Origin of the sequence: Streptomyces himastatinicus ATCC 53653, from assembly GCF_000158915.1 — a bacterium.
Classification (GTDB): domain Bacteria; phylum Actinomycetota; class Actinomycetes; order Streptomycetales; family Streptomycetaceae; genus Streptomyces; species Streptomyces himastatinicus.
The window spans coordinates 6,159,094-6,175,241 of record NZ_GG657754.1 but is presented as its reverse complement, the minus strand read 5'-3'; the positions used below and the strand labels follow the sequence as shown (position 1 = coordinate 6,175,241).

The following is a 16,148-nucleotide window of genomic DNA, read 5'->3' as shown; positions in this document are numbered from 1 at the left end:
CGGGGCACATATGGGGCCCGGCGCTGAAGCCCAGGTGGCCGCGGTTGCCGCGGTTGCGGTCGGAGACCCGTAACGCGTCCTGGTTGGCGGCGGCGAAGCTGATCACGACCGGCTCGCCCTCGCGCAGTCGCACCCCGGCCAGGGTGACGTCGTGGCGCGGGAAGTGGACCGCGAGGTTGGCCAGCGGCGGGTCCGTCCACAGCACCTCGTCCAGGGCGTCCTCGACGAGCATGCTGCCGCCGGAGAGGCCGCCCGCGAACCGGTCGTCGGTCATCAGCACGCGCAGGGCGTTGCCGATCAGGTTGATCACCGGGTCGCTGCCGGAGGCGGTCAGGAGCATCAGCTGCTCGACGAGTTCGTCGTCGACGAGCCGTTCGGGGTGGGCGATCAGCCAGGAGGTGACGTCGGCGGCGGGCCGGGCGCGCTTGAGGGCGACGAGTTCCTGGAGCGCCGCGGTGATCGTACGGTCGGCTTCCGCCACCTCCGTACCGTCGAACAGGTGCGCGAGTCCGGTGAAGAGCCGGTCCGCGATCTCGCGCGGGCAGCCGAAGAGTTCGCCGAGGACGAGCAGCGGCAGCAGCGCGCAGTACTCGCCGATCAGATCGGCCTCGCCCGCGTCGCAGAACTGGTCGATCAGGGAGTCGGCGATCCGCTCGACGTAGCCGCGCAGCGCACCCGGGTCGATGCGGCTGGTGGAGTCGTCGATGGCGTTGCGGTACCGCTGGTGCTCCTCGCCGTCCACCGCGGTGGGCTGCGGCCGGTAGCGGATGAGCTGCCCGGCGTGGCTGGTGTCGGGGACCCGGCCCTCGTTCTTCGCCCGCCAGCGCCGCGGGTCCTTGGAGAACGTCTCGGGGCGGCGCAGGATCTCCAGCGCGGTGTCGTAGCCGACGCACAGGGTCGCGGTGACGCCCGGGTCCAGCTCGACCGGCGCCAGCGGGCCGTACGTCTCGCGCAGTCGCCGGTAGACGGCGGACGGGTCCTTGGCGAACTCGGGCGTGTGCAGAGGCACAGCGGCCGCCTCGGAGCCCGCTTCAGCCGGGTCGTCGATCATGCCGACGTACGCTAGCGGACCGGTTTTTCGCCTCGTGCCGACTTCAGCGTTTGGTGAGATTCATCAACCGCCGCACCGGCGGCCGACCGCGGCGGCTCAACCGCGGCGGCTCAGCAGCCACGGCTCCACGACCCCGAGGCCACGCACCGGCCGCTGCCACATCGGCTGGAGCGCGAAGCGGTACGAGGGCGGCTCCAGGCCCTCCTTCTCGGCCTTGGCGGCCGCCTCCGCGGCCTCCGCCTCCGACACCGGGGCCTCCCCGGTGTGGCTCAGCTCCTCCGCGAACGCGCCGTCCACCAGGACCGCGTTCTTGGGGGCTATGGAGGTGAGCCGGCTCGCCAGGTTCACCGTCGTCCCGAAGACGTCGCCCATGCGGGTCGTGACCGTGCCGAAGGCGATCCCGACGCGCAGCTCGGGCATCGTCTCGTCATGGGTGAGGGTCTCGATCAGCCGCAGCGCGATCTCGGCGGCGATGCCCGCGTCGTCGGCCGCGTACAGCACCTCGTCGCCCAGGGTCTTGATCAACCGGCCGCCGTGCGCGGCCACCAGGTCCGCGGCCGTGGTCTCGAACGCCTCGACCAGCTCGCCCAGCTCCTCTTCCTCCAGCCGCCGGGTCAGCCGGGTGAAGCTCACCAGGTCGGCGAAGCCGACCGCGAGCCGCCGGTCCACCATCTCCGCGTCGTCCGCGGCCTGCACCACCCGGCCGGTCGCGGCGGCGAGCTGCCGCCGGTAGACGTACACCAGGAACTCTTCCAGCTCCGGCAGCAACAGCTCGACCAGCGGATAGGTGATCTCGGTCCGGGTCATCCCGGACTCCTGGGGTTCGGTGAGCCCCTCCAGGAAGGAGTCGATCTGCCAGTCCGCGAGCCGTGCGGTGGTCTGCCCGGTGGACCGGGCCACCTGGATCGCCATGGGCTCGCTCAGCAGCCCCGCCTCGACCAGACCGGACAGCCGGCGCAGGGCGAGGACGTCCGCCTCGGTGAGCGCCTTGGCCTGGCCGATGTCGGCGAAGCCCATCGCGCGCCAGAAGCGGGTGGCCAGTTCGACGGAGACGCCCGCGCTGCGGGCGGCCTGGAAGGGGGTGTAGCGCCGCTCGGCGCCGAGGATCAGCTGTTCCAGCCGGAGCGCGATGGGGTCCGGGGCGTCGGCGTCGTCTTCCTCGACGGCCTCGGGGTCCTCGATGGCCCCGGTGGCGTCTGCCGATTCCCGTACGGCCGACTCCGGTACGGCCGACTCCCGTACGGGGGCGACCTCCGCAGCGGTGGCGTTGGCTTCTCCGGCGGTGGCTTCCGCGGCGGCGTCCCGGGCGTCGTGCCCCTCGGCCGTGCCGGAACCCGCGTCGTCGGCGGTCACCGCCCGCCCCCTGTCCGATCCGTGCGCACTGCCCTTACGTTCCTTCTTCCGGTTCGGCCCGCGGCCGCCCCGAACTGGACGGACCGCCACCACGATACGTCAGGTGTGCCCTAGCTCACTCTGCACTCCAGCCCTTACTTCTCCAGTCACTGCTCCTCCGGCGACGCGGGACGCAGGTGCACGATGTCACCGGCCGAGACCGGCTCCTGCACCCCGGTGTCCGAGGCCAGCACCAGCCGACCGTCGCCGTCGATCGCGACCGCCTCGCCGACGGTCGCCCCGCCGCCCGGGAGTTCCGCGCGGACCCGTCGTCCCAAGGTCGCACAGCCCGCCGCGTACGCCTCCTGGAGGCCGCACGCCGCGGGGTCGCCCTCGAAGCGGCGCCACTCCCCGTACCACTGCTCGATGGACCGCAGGACGGCCCGCAGCAGCGGGTCGCGGTCGGTGGAGATCGCGTTCGCGAGGGCCAGCGAACCGGCCGTCGGCACGGGAAGTTCACCGGCGCGCAGGGAAACGTTCAGGCCGATACCGATCACCACGGCGTCGTCGGCCCGTTCGGCGAGGATCCCGCCGAACTTCCGCTCCTCACCGCCGACCGTCACCAGCAGGTCGTTCGGCCACTTCAGCGCGGTGTCCACGCCCGCCGCCCGGCTCAGCGCCCCCGCGCTCGCCAGCCCGGCGAGCAGCGGCAGCCAGCCCCAGCGGGACGTGGGGACGCCGGCGGCGCCGGGCCGCAGCAGAATGGAGAAGAACAAGCCGGACCGGGCCGGGGCGGTCCAGGTGCGGTCGAGACGGCCGCGCCCGGCGTTCTGCTCCTCGGCGACCAGGACGACGCCCTCCGGGGCGCCGGCCCCGGCCCGGGCCACCAGATCGGTGTTGGTCGAGCCGGTCGCCTCCACCACCTCCAGCTCGGTCCACAGCCCGCCGGGGCGTACCAGGGCGCGGCTCAGGGCGGCCGCCTTCAGCGGCGGCCGTTCCAGGTCCGTCCAGCGACCGCGTGGATCTCCTGGGCCCCCGGGGGTGTCAGATGACGTCATACGGGCCAGCCTAGGACCAGGAGGTGTGGCCAACGACGCAGTGCCACCCAGCGGTGGCGCCGATACGCTACGGACCGGTAGCCCAGCTAGCACAAACCCCACCAACCCCCCAGAACACCTCAGCGTCACGGTCCCAGAATCCACCCCCAGGACGAGCAGGAGCCGCATCCCGATGTCCGAGCCGGAGATTGCCCCCGAGATTCCAGATCGTCACACCACCGCGGGGAAGCTCGCGGACCTTCAGCGCCGCATCGAAGAAGCGACACACGCGGGCTCCGCGCGGGCGGTCGAGAAGCAGCACGCCAAGGGCAAGCTGACCGCGCGCGAGCGCATCGACCTGCTCCTCGACGAGGGGTCCTTCACGGAGCTGGACGAGTTCGCCCGGCACCGCTCCACCAATTTCGGCATCGAGAAGAACCGGCCCTACGGGGACGGGGTCGTGACCGGTTACGGCACGGTCGACGGGCGCCCGGTGTGCGTCTACTCCCAGGACTTCACGATCTTCGGCGGCTCGCTGGGCGAGGTCTACGGCGAGAAGATCGTGAAGGTGATGGACTTCGCGCTGAAGACCGGCTGTCCCATCGTCGGGATCAACGACGGCGGCGGCGCCCGGATCCAGGAGGGCGTGGTGGCGCTCGGCCTGTTCGCCGAGATCTTCCGCCGAAACGTTCACGCCTCCGGGGTGATCCCGCAGATCAGCCTGATCGTCGGGCCGTGCGCGGGCGGCGCGGTCTACTCGCCCGCGATCACCGACTTCACGGTCATGGTCGACCAGACATCGCACATGTTCATCACCGGACCGGATGTGATCAAGACGGTCACCGGTGAGGACGTCGGCTTCGAGGCGCTGGGCGGCGCCCGCACCCACAACACCACCTCCGGCGTCGCGCACTACATGGGCGGCGACGAGAAGGACGCCATCGAGTACGTCAAGACGCTGCTGTCGTACCTGCCGTCCAACAACCTCTCCGAGCCGCCCGCCTTCCCCGACGAGGCCGACCTGGAGACCTCGGACGAGGACCGGGAGCTGGACGTCCTCATCCCGGACTCGGCGAACCAGCCGTACGACATGCACCGGGCCATCGAGCACGTCCTGGACGACAACGAGTTCCTGGAGACCCAGGCGCTCTTCGCGCCCAACATCATCACCGGCTTCGGACGGGTCGAGGGCCACCCGGTGGGCATCGTGGCCAACCAGCCGATGCAGTTCGCCGGTTGCCTGGACATCGGCGCCTCCGAGAAGGCCGCGCGCTTCGTCCGCACCTGCGACGCGTTCAACGTGCCCGTGCTGACCTTCGTGGACGTGCCCGGCTTCCTGCCCGGCACCGACCAGGAGTACAACGGCATCATCCGGCGCGGCGCCAAGCTGATCTTCGCGTACGCGGAGGCCACCGTACCGCTCATCACCGTCATCACCCGCAAGGCCTTCGGCGGCGCGTACGACGTGATGGGCTCCAAGCATCTGGGTGCCGACCTCAACCTGGCCTGGCCCACCGCGCAGATCGCCGTCATGGGCGCCCAGGGCGCGGTCAACATCCTGCACCGCCGTACGATCGCGGCCGCCGACGACCCCGAGGCGACCCGCTCCGAACTCATCGCGGACTACGAGGACACCCTGCTCAACCCGTACACGGCGGCCGAGCGCGGCTACGTCGACGCGGTCATCATGCCGTCCGAGACCCGCCGCCACATCGTTCGGGGGCTGCGCACCCTGCGGAACAAGCGCGAGCAACTGCCCCCGAAGAAGCACGGCAACATCCCCCTCTAGGCCCCCTAGGTCTCCCCTCTAGGTTCAGGAAGGGCTGTTTCCATGATCCGAATCGTCCGGGGCAATCCCACCCCAGAGGAGTTGGCAGCCGCACTGGCGGTCGTACAAGCACGCGCGGCGGCCGCGTCGACCGCCGCGCAGAGCGAGGGCGTACCGGAGGAGTGGTCCGATCCGGCCCGCACCATCCCGAGCCGCCGCGTCCCGCAGCCCGGCCCCAAGGCGTGGCGCACGACGTACTGGCCCGCCTGACGGAAATGGTTCTCCGCGCCGTGGCGCCTGAGTACGCGTACTCAGGCGCCACGCGACCGTCCGGGCGCACTATCGGTCGCATGCTGTGGTCCGAGCCGCCCGATGAGCCGCCAGAAGATCTACGGCGCGCTCAGGCGATGCTCCGCCGCGCCCGAGCCGTCCTGGCGATCGCCATCATGATCGCCACCTGTCTGCTCACGCTGCACCCCTGAGCGGGGCTCTGAGCCGGACCCCCTGACCGGGCCCGTGGCAGCGCCTACTCTGGGCGCATGACTGCCCAGCGCACCCTGATCCTCGCCTCCGCCTCCCCCGCCCGCCTCGGTCTGCTGCGGCAGTCCGGATTCGCGCCGGAGGTGATCGTCAGCGGAGTGGACGAGGACGCGCTGAGCGCCGGGACACCCGCCGACCTGGCACGAGTACTGGCCGAGGCCAAGGCGACGGCCGTGGCCGGTCTCGCGGAGGCCGACGGGGCGATCGTCGTCGGCTGCGACTCGGTGCTGGAGCTGGACGGGCAGGCGCTCGGCAAGCCCGCGGACGCCGAGGAGGCCACCGCCCGCTGGAAGTCGATGCGCGGCCGCGCGGGCGTCCTGCGCACCGGCCACTGCGTGATCGACACCGCGAGCGGCCGCCGCACCTCGGCCACCGCCTCCACCACGGTCCACTTCGGCGAGCCGACCGACGCCGAGGTCGCCGCGTACGTGGCGAGCGGCGAACCGCTGCACGTGGCGGGCGCGTTCACGCTCGACGGGCGTTCGGCGCCGTTCATCGAGGGCATCGAGGGCGACGCGGGCAATGTGATCGGGCTGTCGCTGCCGATGCTGCGCACGCTGCTGGCCGAGATCGGCGTGGGCATCACCGACCTCTGGGCCTGAGAGTCATCGATGCGTTGAAAGGCCCTCAGGCGGGGCTGGGGGCGTCCTGGCCGCCCTCGGCCTCGGCGGTCCCGCCCCGGGGCGCGCCCTCCGGCTCGTACGCCAGCAGGCTGAGCACCACCAGCCCCAGCACCACCATCAGACACGCGAACGCGGGCCAGCCCACCAGGCCGACCGAGAACGCGCCCACCACGCCGTGCGTCACCGCGCAGGTGACGAGGAGGATGCGGCCGAGACGGCCGGGCGCGCGGTCGCGCAGCGCCATGCGGAGCAGCACCACGCCGCACAGCAGCAGATAGGCGCCGAACACGCCGCCGCCGACCCAAGTGCCCACGGACATCGCGTCGGTGTCCATACCGCCCAGGGACATCTGCTGCCGGTCCACGACCAGGCCCAGGATCCAGTTCAGCAGCGCTATGCCGACCGCTTCCAGCATCAGCGTCACGGCCGCCACCGCGGCCACTGGTCTGCGTGCCACCCCGCCCACCTCTTCCGGTTCGACATCGCGAACGCTACTAACGGGTAAGCCGCCCCACAAGAGGTGTGCGAGGGGCTCTCCCGCGCAGGACGGTGCGGCAAAGTTTCCGCCCCTCGTTCGTAGGGATCCCACAAAGAAACGTGAAGCTCCCCAGCACGGCGGGGCGGAGATCCTGGACACAGCACGGACTTCGCCTCGGGCCCGAAAACCGGGCGTACCGTGGAGCGACGGGGGATTCGGCTGTCTGCCCTGGGCAGGGTTAACGCTCCGTGTGGTCAAGCTCACGCCCGAGTCCTCCTCGGCGTGGGGTGTCGCCTGTACCTAAACTCGGCTTGTTTCAAGGAGGGAGCCATCGTGCGCAAGGTGCTCATCGCCAATCGTGGCGAGATCGCTGTCCGTGTTGCCCGTGCCTGCCGGGATGCCGGGATCGCGAGCGTAGCCGTCTACGCCGATCCGGACCGGGACGCCGTTCATGTGCGCGCGGCGGACGAGGCCTATGCGCTGGGCGGTGACACCCCGGCCGCCAGCTATCTGGACCAGGCCAAGGTGCTGGCCGCGGCCGCCGAGTCCGGCGCGGACGCCGTCCACCCCGGCTACGGCTTCCTCTCGGAGAACGCCGAGTTCGCCCAGGCCGTCCTGGACGCCGGGCTGACCTGGATCGGCCCGCCCCCGCAGGCCATCCGCGACCTCGGCGACAAGGTCGCAGCCCGCCACATCGCCCAGCGCGCCGGAGCCCCCCTCGTCGCGGGCACCCCCGACCCCGTCTCCGGCGCCGACGAGGTCGTGGCCTTCGCCGAGCAGCACGGCCTGCCGATCGCGATCAAGGCCGCCTTCGGCGGCGGCGGGCGGGGGCTGAAGGTCGCGCGCACGATGGAGGAAGTGCCCGAGCTGTACGACTCGGCCGTCCGCGAGGCCGTCGCAGCCTTCGGCCGCGGCGACTGCTTCGTCGAGCGCTACCTCGACAAGCCCCGCCACGTGGAGACCCAGTGCCTGGCCGACACCCACGGCAACGTGGTCGTCGTCTCCACCCGCGACTGCTCCCTCCAGCGACGCCACCAAAAACTCGTCGAGGAAGCCCCGGCACCGTTCCTGACCGAGGAGCAGAACGCCGACCTCTACCGCGCCTCCAAGGCCATCCTGAAAGAGGCCGGATACGTCGGCGCGGGCACCGTCGAGTTCCTCGTCGGCCTCGACGGAACGATCTCCTTCCTGGAGGTCAACACCCGTCTCCAGGTCGAGCACCCGGTCACCGAAGAGGTCACTGGCATCGACCTCGTCCGCGAGATGTTCCGCATCGCCGACGGCGAGGAGCTGGGCTACGACGACCCGCAGATCCGCGGCCACTCCTTCGAGTTCCGCATCAACGGCGAGGACCCGGGCCGCAACTTCCTCCCCGCCCCCGGCACCGTCACCACCTTCGCCCCGCCCACCGGCCCGGGCGTCCGCCTGGACGCCGGCGTGGAGTCCGGCAGCGTCATCGGCCCGGCGTGGGACTCGCTGCTGGCCAAGCTGATCGTCACCGGCGCCACCCGCACCCAGGCCCTCCAGCGCGCCGCCCGCGCCCTGGCGGAGTTCCAGGTCGAGGGCATGGCCACCGCGATCCCCTTCCACCGGGCCGTGGTCGCAGACCCCGCCTTCACCAGCGACCCGTTCGCGGTCCACACCCGCTGGATCGAGACCGAGTTCACCAACACCATCGCCCCCTTCGCCGCGGCCCCGGCCGCCACCGACGAGGACGAGGCCGTCGGGCGCGAGATCGTGGTGGTCGAGGTCGGCGGGAAGCGGCTGGAGGTCTCCCTGCCCGCCTCCCTCGGCGTGGCCTCCGCCCCGGCGGCCGGTGGGTCGAAGAAGCCCAAGCGCAAGGCGGTCAAGAAGGGCGGCTCCGCCGCCTCCGGCGACGCCCTGGCCTCCCCGATGCAGGGCACCATCGTCAAGGTCGCCGTCGCCGAGGGCGACACCGTGGCCGAAGGCGACCTCGTCGTCGTCCTCGAAGCCATGAAGATGGAACAGCCCCTCAACGCCCACCGCGCGGGCACCATCAAGGGCCTGAGCGCCGAGGTCGGCGGCTCGATCACCTCGGGCTCGGTCATCTGCGAGATCAAGGACTGACGTCCCGCACCACCCCGCACGACGCAACGGGCCCCGGCCGTCCCCAGGACGGCCGGGGCCCGTGCGTTCTCACCGGCGCACCACGTCCTGCGGGAAGCTCAGCTGTCCGCTCATCCAGCGCAGCGCCGTGGGCAGTTCGCGCCGCCAGGTGCGGAAGTTGTGGCTGCCTTGGTCAAGGATGATCGACTCGGCGCGCATCGGCGGCCGGACGGCGGCCAGGAACGACCGGGTCGCGCCGTAGTTCGACTCGCCCCGGCGGCTGGAGGCCACCAGCACCGACACCTCGGGCCGCGGCAGGTTCCGCAGCCGCCACATCAGATCGTGCTCCCGCATCCGCCGCTCCCCCGCCGGGCCGCCGCCGAACAGGTCCCCGGTGGTGGGATCGTTGACCACCCGGTAGTCGGGCGAGAGCGCGGCCGCCGCGGAGTAGACCCGCGGATGGCGCATGGCCAGCTGAAGCGCGCAGGTGCCGCCCGAGGAGTAGCCCAGGACGCCCCAGGCGCTGGGGTCATGGCCGATCCGGTAGTGGCGCGTCAGCGCCTCGGGCAGATCCTTCGCGAAGTACGTCTCGGCCCGCGGCCCTCCGGGGACGTCCACGCACTGGGTGTCCCGCGGCGGGGCGATGGTGGGCCGGACCATCACGATCACGGCGGGCTGCACCGTCCCCCGGCGGATCAGATCACCCGCGGTCTGCGGCACCCGCAGATGCTGGGCCAGCAGGAAGGACCCGCCGGGGTAGCCGCTGATCGCGACGATCACGGGGAAGCGCTGGCGGGCGTACTGCCGCTGGAAGTACTGCGGCGGCAGGGAGACGTACGCGGGGCCCGCGACCTGGCTGCGGCGGCCCAGGATCCGCACCGACTCGACCTTGCCGGTCCGCTCCGGCGGCCCGGCGGGCAGTCCGTGCACCCGGTCGAGACCCTGCGGCGGCGCGGGCTCCACCAGGGCCCCGGACGCCCCGCCCGCGCCCGCCCCGCCACCGGGTACGTCCGAGAGCGCGGCGGGGGCCTCGTCGCCCCGGCCCAGCAGCTCGTCCCAGGACCCGTAGAACTGGAAGTGGGCGTTGACCGTGAGCGCCAGCGCGGCGACCATCGCGCACTGGGTCACCGCCAGCGAGCCGAGCCTGCCCAGCCACGCCCGGGCGCCCCGCCCGGCGAAGCGCGGCCACAGCCAGGCCGTGAGCGCGACGCACACCACGGCGGTGGCGATCGTCACATACTCCAGCGGTCTGCTGGTCAGTCCCATGGGCGTTGCCCGGCGCGGACGTTGATCCGCATCCGTTTCCCCCTCCTCGCGCGCCGGAGATGACGGTCTCCGTCACCTCGATGTCACGTCATGCCATGCTTGTCTTACAGGCAGGTACCGCAAGGCACAGCAGGGAGGACCGCGATGGCGACCGAGACAGCCCCGCCGCACACGCCACCGCTCCCCCGCCCCATGCGCGCCGACGCGCGCCGCAACTACGAGCGGCTGCTGGCCGAGGCGCGCACCGCCTTCACCCAGCACGGCACCGACGCCTCGCTGGAGGACATCGCGCGTCGCGCGGGCGTCGGCATCGGCACGCTCTACCGGCACTTCCCCAACCGCACCGCGCTCATGGGAGCCGTCTTCCAGGGCGAGATGAACGCCCTGCTGACGCGCTCCCGTGAGCTGGCGAAGGCGCCCCAGGCGTGCACCGCGCTGGTGGACTGGCTGCGGGCGATCGTCCACCACGCCAGCACCTACCGCGGACTCGCCCAGGCCCTGATGGCGTGCTCGGGCGACGAGAGTTCGGAGCTGTCCCGCGGCTGCCGGCTGCCGCTGCGCGAGGCGGGCAGCGAACTGCTCGCCCGCGCCCAGCAGACCGGGGCCGTCCGGCCGGACGTGGTGATCGCCGACCTGATGCAGCTGACCAACGCCATCGCGCTGGCCGTCGAGCAGTCGCCGGACGACCCGGGAGCTGGCGGACCGGCTGCTCGCCCTGACCTTCACCGGACTCAAGGCGCGCTGAACCAGTCCCCCTGCGATCCCGCCCGGTCAGCGCCGCCGTGGCGCCAGATCGGCCAACCGGCCACTGCACGACTGCTGCTCGGGCAGCGATGCCGCGCTGCGCAGCTGGGAGGCACCGGGACCCTGGCCGTGCGGATTACGGCGCGGTCCGGGCAGCGGCAGCCCGTCCTCACCGGTCCGCGGGGCCGAGGAGCCCAGCCGCCCCGCCGGGCGCGCCGCGCCCGGCGGGCCGCCGCCCTCGCCACCGGCCGATCCGGACCCCGCGCCCGGCCCCGCCACCGCGATCTGCACGCCCTGATCGGCCAGGGCCTGCAACTCGGTCAGCGCACGGTCGTCCTGGGCGGGTGGCTCGTCGGTCACCAGCCGCGTGATCACATCGGTGGGCACCGTCTGGAACATGGTGTCGGTGCCCAGCTTGGTGTGATCGGCGAGCACCACGACCTCCGCCGCGGCCTGGACCAGCGCCCGGTCGACGCTGGCCGACAGCATGTTGGACGTGGACAGCCCGCGCTCGGCGGTCAGCCCGCTGCCGGACAGGAAGGCGCGTGAGACCCGCAGCCCCTGGAGGGACTGCTCGGCGCCGCTGCCGACCAGCGCGTAGTTGGAGCCGCGCAGGGTGCCGCCGGTCATCACGACCTCGACCCGGTTGGCATGCGCCAACGCCTGCGCGACGAGCAGGGAATTGGTGACCACGGTCAGCCCGGGGACCCGCGCGAGCCGGCGGGCCAGCTCCTGCGTGGTCGTACCGGCGCCGACCACGACGGCCTCGCCCTCTTCGACGAAACCGGCCGCGAGATCGGCGATCGCCGTCTTCTCCGCGGTCGCTAGATGGGATTTCTGCGGGAAGCCGGACTCCCTGGTGAATCCGCCCGGCAGCACCGCACCGCCGTGCCGGCGGTCGAGCAGTCCTTCTGCCTCCAGCGCCCGCACATCACGCCGTACGGTCACTTCGGAGGTCTGGACGACGCGGGCGAGCTCACGGAGCGACACCGCTCCGTTCGCACGCACCATTTCAAGGATCAATTGGCGACGTTCTGCAGCGAACACGAAACTGACAGTAACGCCAACGACTGTCTGTTTTCAGCAGCTTGCACTAATTAGCAGAAGTTGTTCATCTGCGCGGGCGCAAGCTGCTATAAGGGGCGCACCTCACGCCCCGGAGACTCGTCCGGACTACCCCTCGGACGACTTGCGGGTGTGCAACTGCCGCGCCACCTCGGCGATCGAGCCGGACAGCGACGGGTACACCGTGAACGCCTTGGCGATCTGCTCGACCGTCAGGTTGTTGTCGACCGCCAGCGCGATGGGGTGGATCAGCTCGCTCGCGCGCGGCGCGACCACCACACCGCCGACCACGATGCCGGTGCCCGGACGGCAGAAGATCTTCACGAAGCCGTCCCGGATGCCCTGCATCTTCGCCCGCGGGTTGCGCAGCAGCGGCAGCTTCACCACCCGGGCGTCGATCTTCCCGCCGTCCACATCGGCCTGCGAGTAGCCGACGGTGGCGATCTCGGGGTCGGTGAAGACGTTCGCCGACACGGTCTTGAGGTTCAGCGGCGTCACCGCGTCCCCCAGGAAGTGGTACATCGCGATCCGGCCCTGCATCGCGGCCACCGACGCCAGCGCGAACACGCCGGTGCAGTCACCGGCCGCGTACACGCCCGGCGCGCTGGTGCGCGACACCTTGTCGGTCAGGATGTGCCCGGAGTCCTTCATCCGGACCCCGGCCTCCTCCAGGCCCATGTCCTCGGTGTTCGGGATCGAGCCCACGGCCATCAGACAGTGGCTGCCGGTGATGACCCGCCCGTCCGCGAGCGTGCACTCCACCCGGTCGCCCACTCGCTTCACCGCCGATGCCCGGGAGCGGGACATCACGTTCATCCCGCGCCGCCGGAAGACGTCCTCCAGCACCGCCGCCGCGTCCGGGTCCTCGCCCGGCAGCACCCGGTCGCGGCTGGAGACCAGCGTGACCTTGGAGCCCAGCGCCTGGTACGCGCCCGCGAACTCGGCGCCCGTGACACCGGACCCGACCACGATCAGCTCCTCGGGCAGCTCATCGAGGTCGTACACCTGCGTCCAGTTCAGGATGCGCTCGCCGTCCGGCTGCGCGTCCGGGATCTCCCGCGGGTGCGCGCCGGTCGACACCAGCACCGCGTCCGCGACCAGGGTCTCCTCGGAGCCGTCCACCGCCCGGACGATCACCTTCCGCGATCCGTCCGGACCCTGCGCGGGCTCCAGCCGCCCGCGCCCCCTCATAACCCGCGCGCCGGCGCGTGTGACGGAGGCCGTGATGTCGTGCGACTGCGCGAGCGCCAGCCGCTTCACCCGCCGGTTCACCTTGCCCAGGTCCACGCCCACCACCCGGGCCGCCTGCTCCAGCGGCGGGGTGTCATCGGCGACGATGATGCCCAACTCCTCGTACGAAGAGTCGAACGTCGTCATCACCTCAGCCGTGGCGATCAACGTCTTCGACGGCACGCAGTCGGTCAGCACCGACGCTCCGCCCAGACCGTCGCAGTCGACGACGGTCACCTCCGCGCCGAGCTGGGCAGCGACCAGCGCCGCCTCGTAGCCGCCGGGTCCGCCACCAATGATCACGATCCGAGTCACATGCTCCATTGTCCCGTACCCACACGTTAAGCTTCCGCCCGGGGGTTCGAGTGCGCATCCCGCTACGAACCCGCCACCCCAAGAGCGCTTCCACCCCTCTCCCGTACCCTCTGATCCATGTCGCTCTACGCCGCGTACGCCGGCAACCTCGACGCGCGGCTGATGTCCCGCCGCGCACCGCACTCACCTCTGCGCGGCACAGGCTGGATCACCGGCTGGCGCCTGACCTTCGGCGGGGAGCAGATGGGCTGGGAGGGCGCCCTCCCCACCATCGTCGAGGCCCCGCGCTCCCAGGTCTTCGTCGCCCTCTACGACATCGCCCCCATGGACGAGGACTCGATGGACCGCTGGGAGGGCGTCGGCCTGGACATATACCGCCGCATGCGGATCCGCGTCCACACCCTGGACGGCGAGGAACCCGCCTGGCTGTACGTCCTCAACGGCTACGAGGGCGGCCTGCCCGCCGCCCGCTACCTCGGCGAGATCGCCGACGCCGCCGAATCCGCGGGCGCGCCCCACGACTACGTCATGGAGCTCCGTAAACGGCCCTGCTGACGTCCGCTTGCGGGCGGCTGGTGAAATCATCGTGCCGATGTGGCCGTCCCCCTGTTCTCCTCGGCGGGACCCGGTCGAGGATGCGGATTGATCTCGATCACCACCACCGAAAGCCGACCGATATGCCCGTCTTCCGGCGCCGCAAGGGCAGCCGTCCTCGTCTGGTCCCCGAACTCGACGACACCGCCCTCGGCCGGGTCCGGCAACGCCTCGAGACGAGCTGGGACCGCGGCGATCTCGACACCACGGTGATCGCCCAGGTCTCCCGGGTCGTCGAGGACGCCGGTCAGGACTGGGACCGCAAGGCCCACCGCCTCTCCGTCCTCGCCGGCGCCGCGGGGCGCGCCCTGCCCGGGATCTGGCGGCGTCACCACCCCCGCGACCAGGGCGCCCTGCTGCTGCACGCCTGGTCCGACCTGCTCCAGGCCCAGTCCGACCTGAGCGACGCCCGCGAGGCCTGCCGCCTCGCCGCCGAGCTGGTCCCCGCCGACCCCACCCCGTACGTCGTGCACCTGGCCACCCTGCGCCGCGAGCAGCGGCCCCACCGCGAGCTGTCGGCCATCTGGCAGGAGGTCATGGCCCGCGACCCGTGGAACCGCGAGGCCTACCTCCAGGTCCTCGGCTATCTCTCCCCCGACGAGTGCGGCTCCGCCGTGCAGCTCCTCGACCTGCTGGACTCCGTCCGCGGCCGCATGCCCGCCGACGCCCCCGCCGCCGCCCTGGAGCTGACCTCGATCGTCCGCGGCCACCAGCGCGCCATGGCCACCGGCGGCATGGAGGCCATCAGCTCCGGGGAGCACTGGCGGCGCGAGCAGGTCGCCTCGGTCCTCGACCAGGCCGCCCAGGAATGGACCCAGCCCGGCTTCCTGCGTCACGCCGCCGCCCTCGCCGACCTCAACGTCCTGGCGTACGCCCTGGTCAAGTCCGGCCGCATGAGCGAAGCCACGACGGCCCTCCGCGCCACCACGGGCGTGGTGACCCCCTGGCCCTGGAACGCCGACGGCGACCCCCTGGAGCGGTTCTCCCAGTCCTACGAGCGCCTCGCCGCCCCCGCGTAGCGCGCCCCGTTCGCAACGATCCGAACACCACCCACGGAGGCCGTCTACGCGCGTAGGCCAGGAGGGGCTACCCTCGTGCGCGTGAACGCATCTGTTACTAGGGACAGCCAAGGCGGCCCCGCCGACCCCCACGCCGCCGCCGACGCCGCCGCCACGCGCCTGCGCGAGCTGACCGGTGCGGAGACCCACGACGTCGCCCTGGTCCTGGGCTCCGGCTGGGTCCCCGCCACCGACGCACTCGGCAGCCCCGAGCACGAGTTCCCCGTCACCGAGCTGCCCGGCTTCCCGCCGCCCGCGGTCGCGGGCCACTCGGGCACCATCCGCTCGTACAAACTGGCCGACAAGCGGGCCCTCGTCTTCCTCGGCCGCACCCACTACTACGAGGGCCGCGGTGTCGCCGCCGTCGCCCACGGCGTACGCACCGCCGTCGCCGCCGGCTGCAAGACCGTCATCCTCACCAACGGCTGCGGCGGCCTCCGCGACGGCATGCGCCCCGGCCAAGCTGTCCTCATCAGCGACCACATCAACCTCACCGCCGCCTCCCCCATCGTCGGCGCCAACTTCGTCGACCTCACCGACCTCTACTCCCCCCGGCTGCGGGCCCTCTGCCAGCAGATCGACCCCACCCTGGAAGAGGGCGTCTACGCCCAGTTCCCCGGCCCCCACTACGAAACCCCGGCCGAGATCACCATGGCCCGCACCATCGGGGCCGACCTCGTCGGCATGTCCACCACGCTCGAGGCGATCGCCGCGCGCGAGGCGGGCGCCGAGGTGCTGGGCATCTCCCTGGTCACCAACCTCGCCGCGGGCATGACGGGCGAACCCCTCAACCACGAGGAGGTCCTCCAGGCGGGCCGCGACTCGGCCACCCGGATGGGCGCGCTGCTGGCCCAGGTGCTGGACCGCCTCTGATTTCCGGGGGCTCCGCCCCCGGGTGCGCGGTCGGTGCGGTGGGTGGTGCCGGTGCGGGGCCTCCGGGGCGGGGCCCTGGACAACCTCCGGGGCGGGGCCCTGGACCG

At 72.0% G+C, this 16,148-nt stretch carries 15 protein-coding genes and 1 pseudogene; 9 read left to right on the top strand and 7 right to left on the bottom strand.

Annotated elements, in window-relative coordinates; translation table 11 throughout:
* The 3 genes from SSOG_RS53940 to SSOG_RS26305 all read right to left on the bottom strand — a co-directional run.
* A partial coding sequence (locus SSOG_RS53940; RefSeq protein WP_009717297.1) for a cytochrome P450 family protein occupies nucleotides 1–1,051 on the bottom strand: 1,051 nt, incomplete at its 3' end.
* Between the two features lie 96 nt (nucleotides 1,052–1,147).
* The gene (locus tag SSOG_RS26310; RefSeq protein ID WP_234365447.1) at nucleotides 1,148–2,233 is read right to left on the bottom strand and encodes an adenylate/guanylate cyclase domain-containing protein; all 1,086 of its coding nucleotides are present in this window, start codon (nucleotides 2,231–2,233) and stop codon (nucleotides 1,148–1,150) included.
* Between the two features lie 317 nt (nucleotides 2,234–2,550).
* Complete coding sequence (locus SSOG_RS26305) at nucleotides 2,551–3,441, bottom strand: biotin--[acetyl-CoA-carboxylase] ligase (protein ID WP_009717295.1); 891 nt, start codon at nucleotides 3,439–3,441, stop codon at nucleotides 2,551–2,553.
* Between the two features lie 172 nt (nucleotides 3,442–3,613).
* Here SSOG_RS26305 and SSOG_RS26300 point away from each other — a divergent pair, with 172 nt between their 5' ends.
* The 4 genes from SSOG_RS26300 (at nucleotide 3,614) to SSOG_RS26285 (ending at nucleotide 6,330) form a co-directional block, all read left to right on the top strand.
* Nucleotides 3,614–5,209 (top strand): acyl-CoA carboxylase subunit beta, encoded by a 1,596-nt coding sequence (locus SSOG_RS26300; RefSeq protein ID WP_009717294.1) that lies wholly within the window; start codon nucleotides 3,614–3,616, stop codon nucleotides 5,207–5,209.
* Nucleotides 5,210–5,251: 42 nt separating this feature from the next.
* The gene (locus tag SSOG_RS26295; RefSeq protein WP_009717293.1) at nucleotides 5,252–5,458 is read left to right on the top strand and encodes an acyl-CoA carboxylase epsilon subunit; all 207 of its coding nucleotides are present in this window, start codon (nucleotides 5,252–5,254) and stop codon (nucleotides 5,456–5,458) included.
* Nucleotides 5,459–5,538: 80 nt separating this feature from the next.
* Nucleotides 5,539–5,670 (top strand): morphogenic membrane protein MmpB, encoded by a 132-nt coding sequence (gene mmpB, locus SSOG_RS57555; protein ID WP_257231925.1) that lies wholly within the window; start codon nucleotides 5,539–5,541, stop codon nucleotides 5,668–5,670.
* A 57-nt stretch (nucleotides 5,671–5,727) separates the two neighbouring features.
* Nucleotides 5,728–6,330, top strand: coding sequence for a Maf family protein (locus SSOG_RS26285; RefSeq protein WP_009717291.1), 603 nt, complete (start codon nucleotides 5,728–5,730; stop codon nucleotides 6,328–6,330).
* Nucleotides 6,331–6,355: 25 nt separating this feature from the next.
* Here the strand turns inward: SSOG_RS26285 and SSOG_RS26280 are convergent, their stop codons facing one another.
* A complete protein-coding gene (locus SSOG_RS26280) occupies nucleotides 6,356–6,808 on the bottom strand; it encodes a hypothetical protein (protein ID WP_009717290.1) in 453 nt (150 codons plus the stop codon).
* Between the two features lie 354 nt (nucleotides 6,809–7,162).
* Between SSOG_RS26280 and SSOG_RS26275 the strand changes: the two genes are divergently transcribed.
* Entirely contained in the window at nucleotides 7,163–8,917 is a 1,755-nt protein-coding gene (locus tag SSOG_RS26275) for an acetyl/propionyl/methylcrotonyl-CoA carboxylase subunit alpha (RefSeq protein WP_009717289.1), read from the top strand.
* Between the two features lie 69 nt (nucleotides 8,918–8,986).
* On the opposite strand, the gene SSOG_RS26270 is transcribed toward SSOG_RS26275, so the two are convergent.
* On the bottom strand, nucleotides 8,987–10,162 hold the full coding sequence (locus SSOG_RS26270) for an alpha/beta hydrolase (protein WP_009717288.1): 1,176 nt from the start codon (nucleotides 10,160–10,162) through the stop codon (nucleotides 8,987–8,989).
* A 192-nt stretch (nucleotides 10,163–10,354) separates the two neighbouring features.
* Between SSOG_RS26270 and SSOG_RS48955 the strand changes: the two are divergent.
* Nucleotides 10,355–10,907, top strand: a pseudogene (locus SSOG_RS48955) (TetR/AcrR family transcriptional regulator).
* 26 nt (nucleotides 10,908–10,933) lie between these two features.
* On the opposite strand, the gene SSOG_RS26260 reads toward SSOG_RS48955, so the two are convergent.
* Nucleotides 10,934–11,953 carry a DeoR/GlpR family DNA-binding transcription regulator gene (locus tag SSOG_RS26260; protein ID WP_078510404.1) on the bottom strand — a complete coding sequence of 340 codons (1,020 nt, stop codon included), beginning with the start codon at nucleotides 11,951–11,953 and terminating at the stop codon, nucleotides 10,934–10,936.
* Nucleotides 11,954–12,079: 126 nt separating this feature from the next.
* Entirely contained in the window at nucleotides 12,080–13,699 is a 1,620-nt protein-coding gene (locus SSOG_RS26255) for an NAD(P)H-quinone dehydrogenase (RefSeq protein ID WP_342634339.1), read from the bottom strand.
* Between SSOG_RS26255 and SSOG_RS26250 the strand changes: the two genes are divergently transcribed.
* The 3 genes from SSOG_RS26250 to SSOG_RS26240 all read left to right on the top strand — a co-directional run bounded on the left by SSOG_RS26250 (nucleotide 13,634) and on the right by SSOG_RS26240 (nucleotide 16,041).
* Nucleotides 13,634–14,071 (top strand): gamma-glutamylcyclotransferase family protein, encoded by a 438-nt coding sequence (locus SSOG_RS26250; RefSeq protein WP_009717284.1) that lies wholly within the window; start codon nucleotides 13,634–13,636, stop codon nucleotides 14,069–14,071. The two genes, SSOG_RS26255 and SSOG_RS26250, sit on opposite strands and share 66 nt — an antisense overlap.
* 80 nt (nucleotides 14,072–14,151) lie before the next feature.
* On the top strand, nucleotides 14,152–15,129 hold the full coding sequence (locus SSOG_RS26245; protein ID WP_245606383.1) for a hypothetical protein: 978 nt from the start codon (nucleotides 14,152–14,154) through the stop codon (nucleotides 15,127–15,129).
* Between the two features lie 75 nt (nucleotides 15,130–15,204).
* Complete coding sequence (locus SSOG_RS26240; protein ID WP_425385433.1) at nucleotides 15,205–16,041, top strand: purine-nucleoside phosphorylase; 837 nt, start codon at nucleotides 15,205–15,207, stop codon at nucleotides 16,039–16,041.
* Nucleotides 16,042–16,148: the final 107 nt, after the last annotated feature.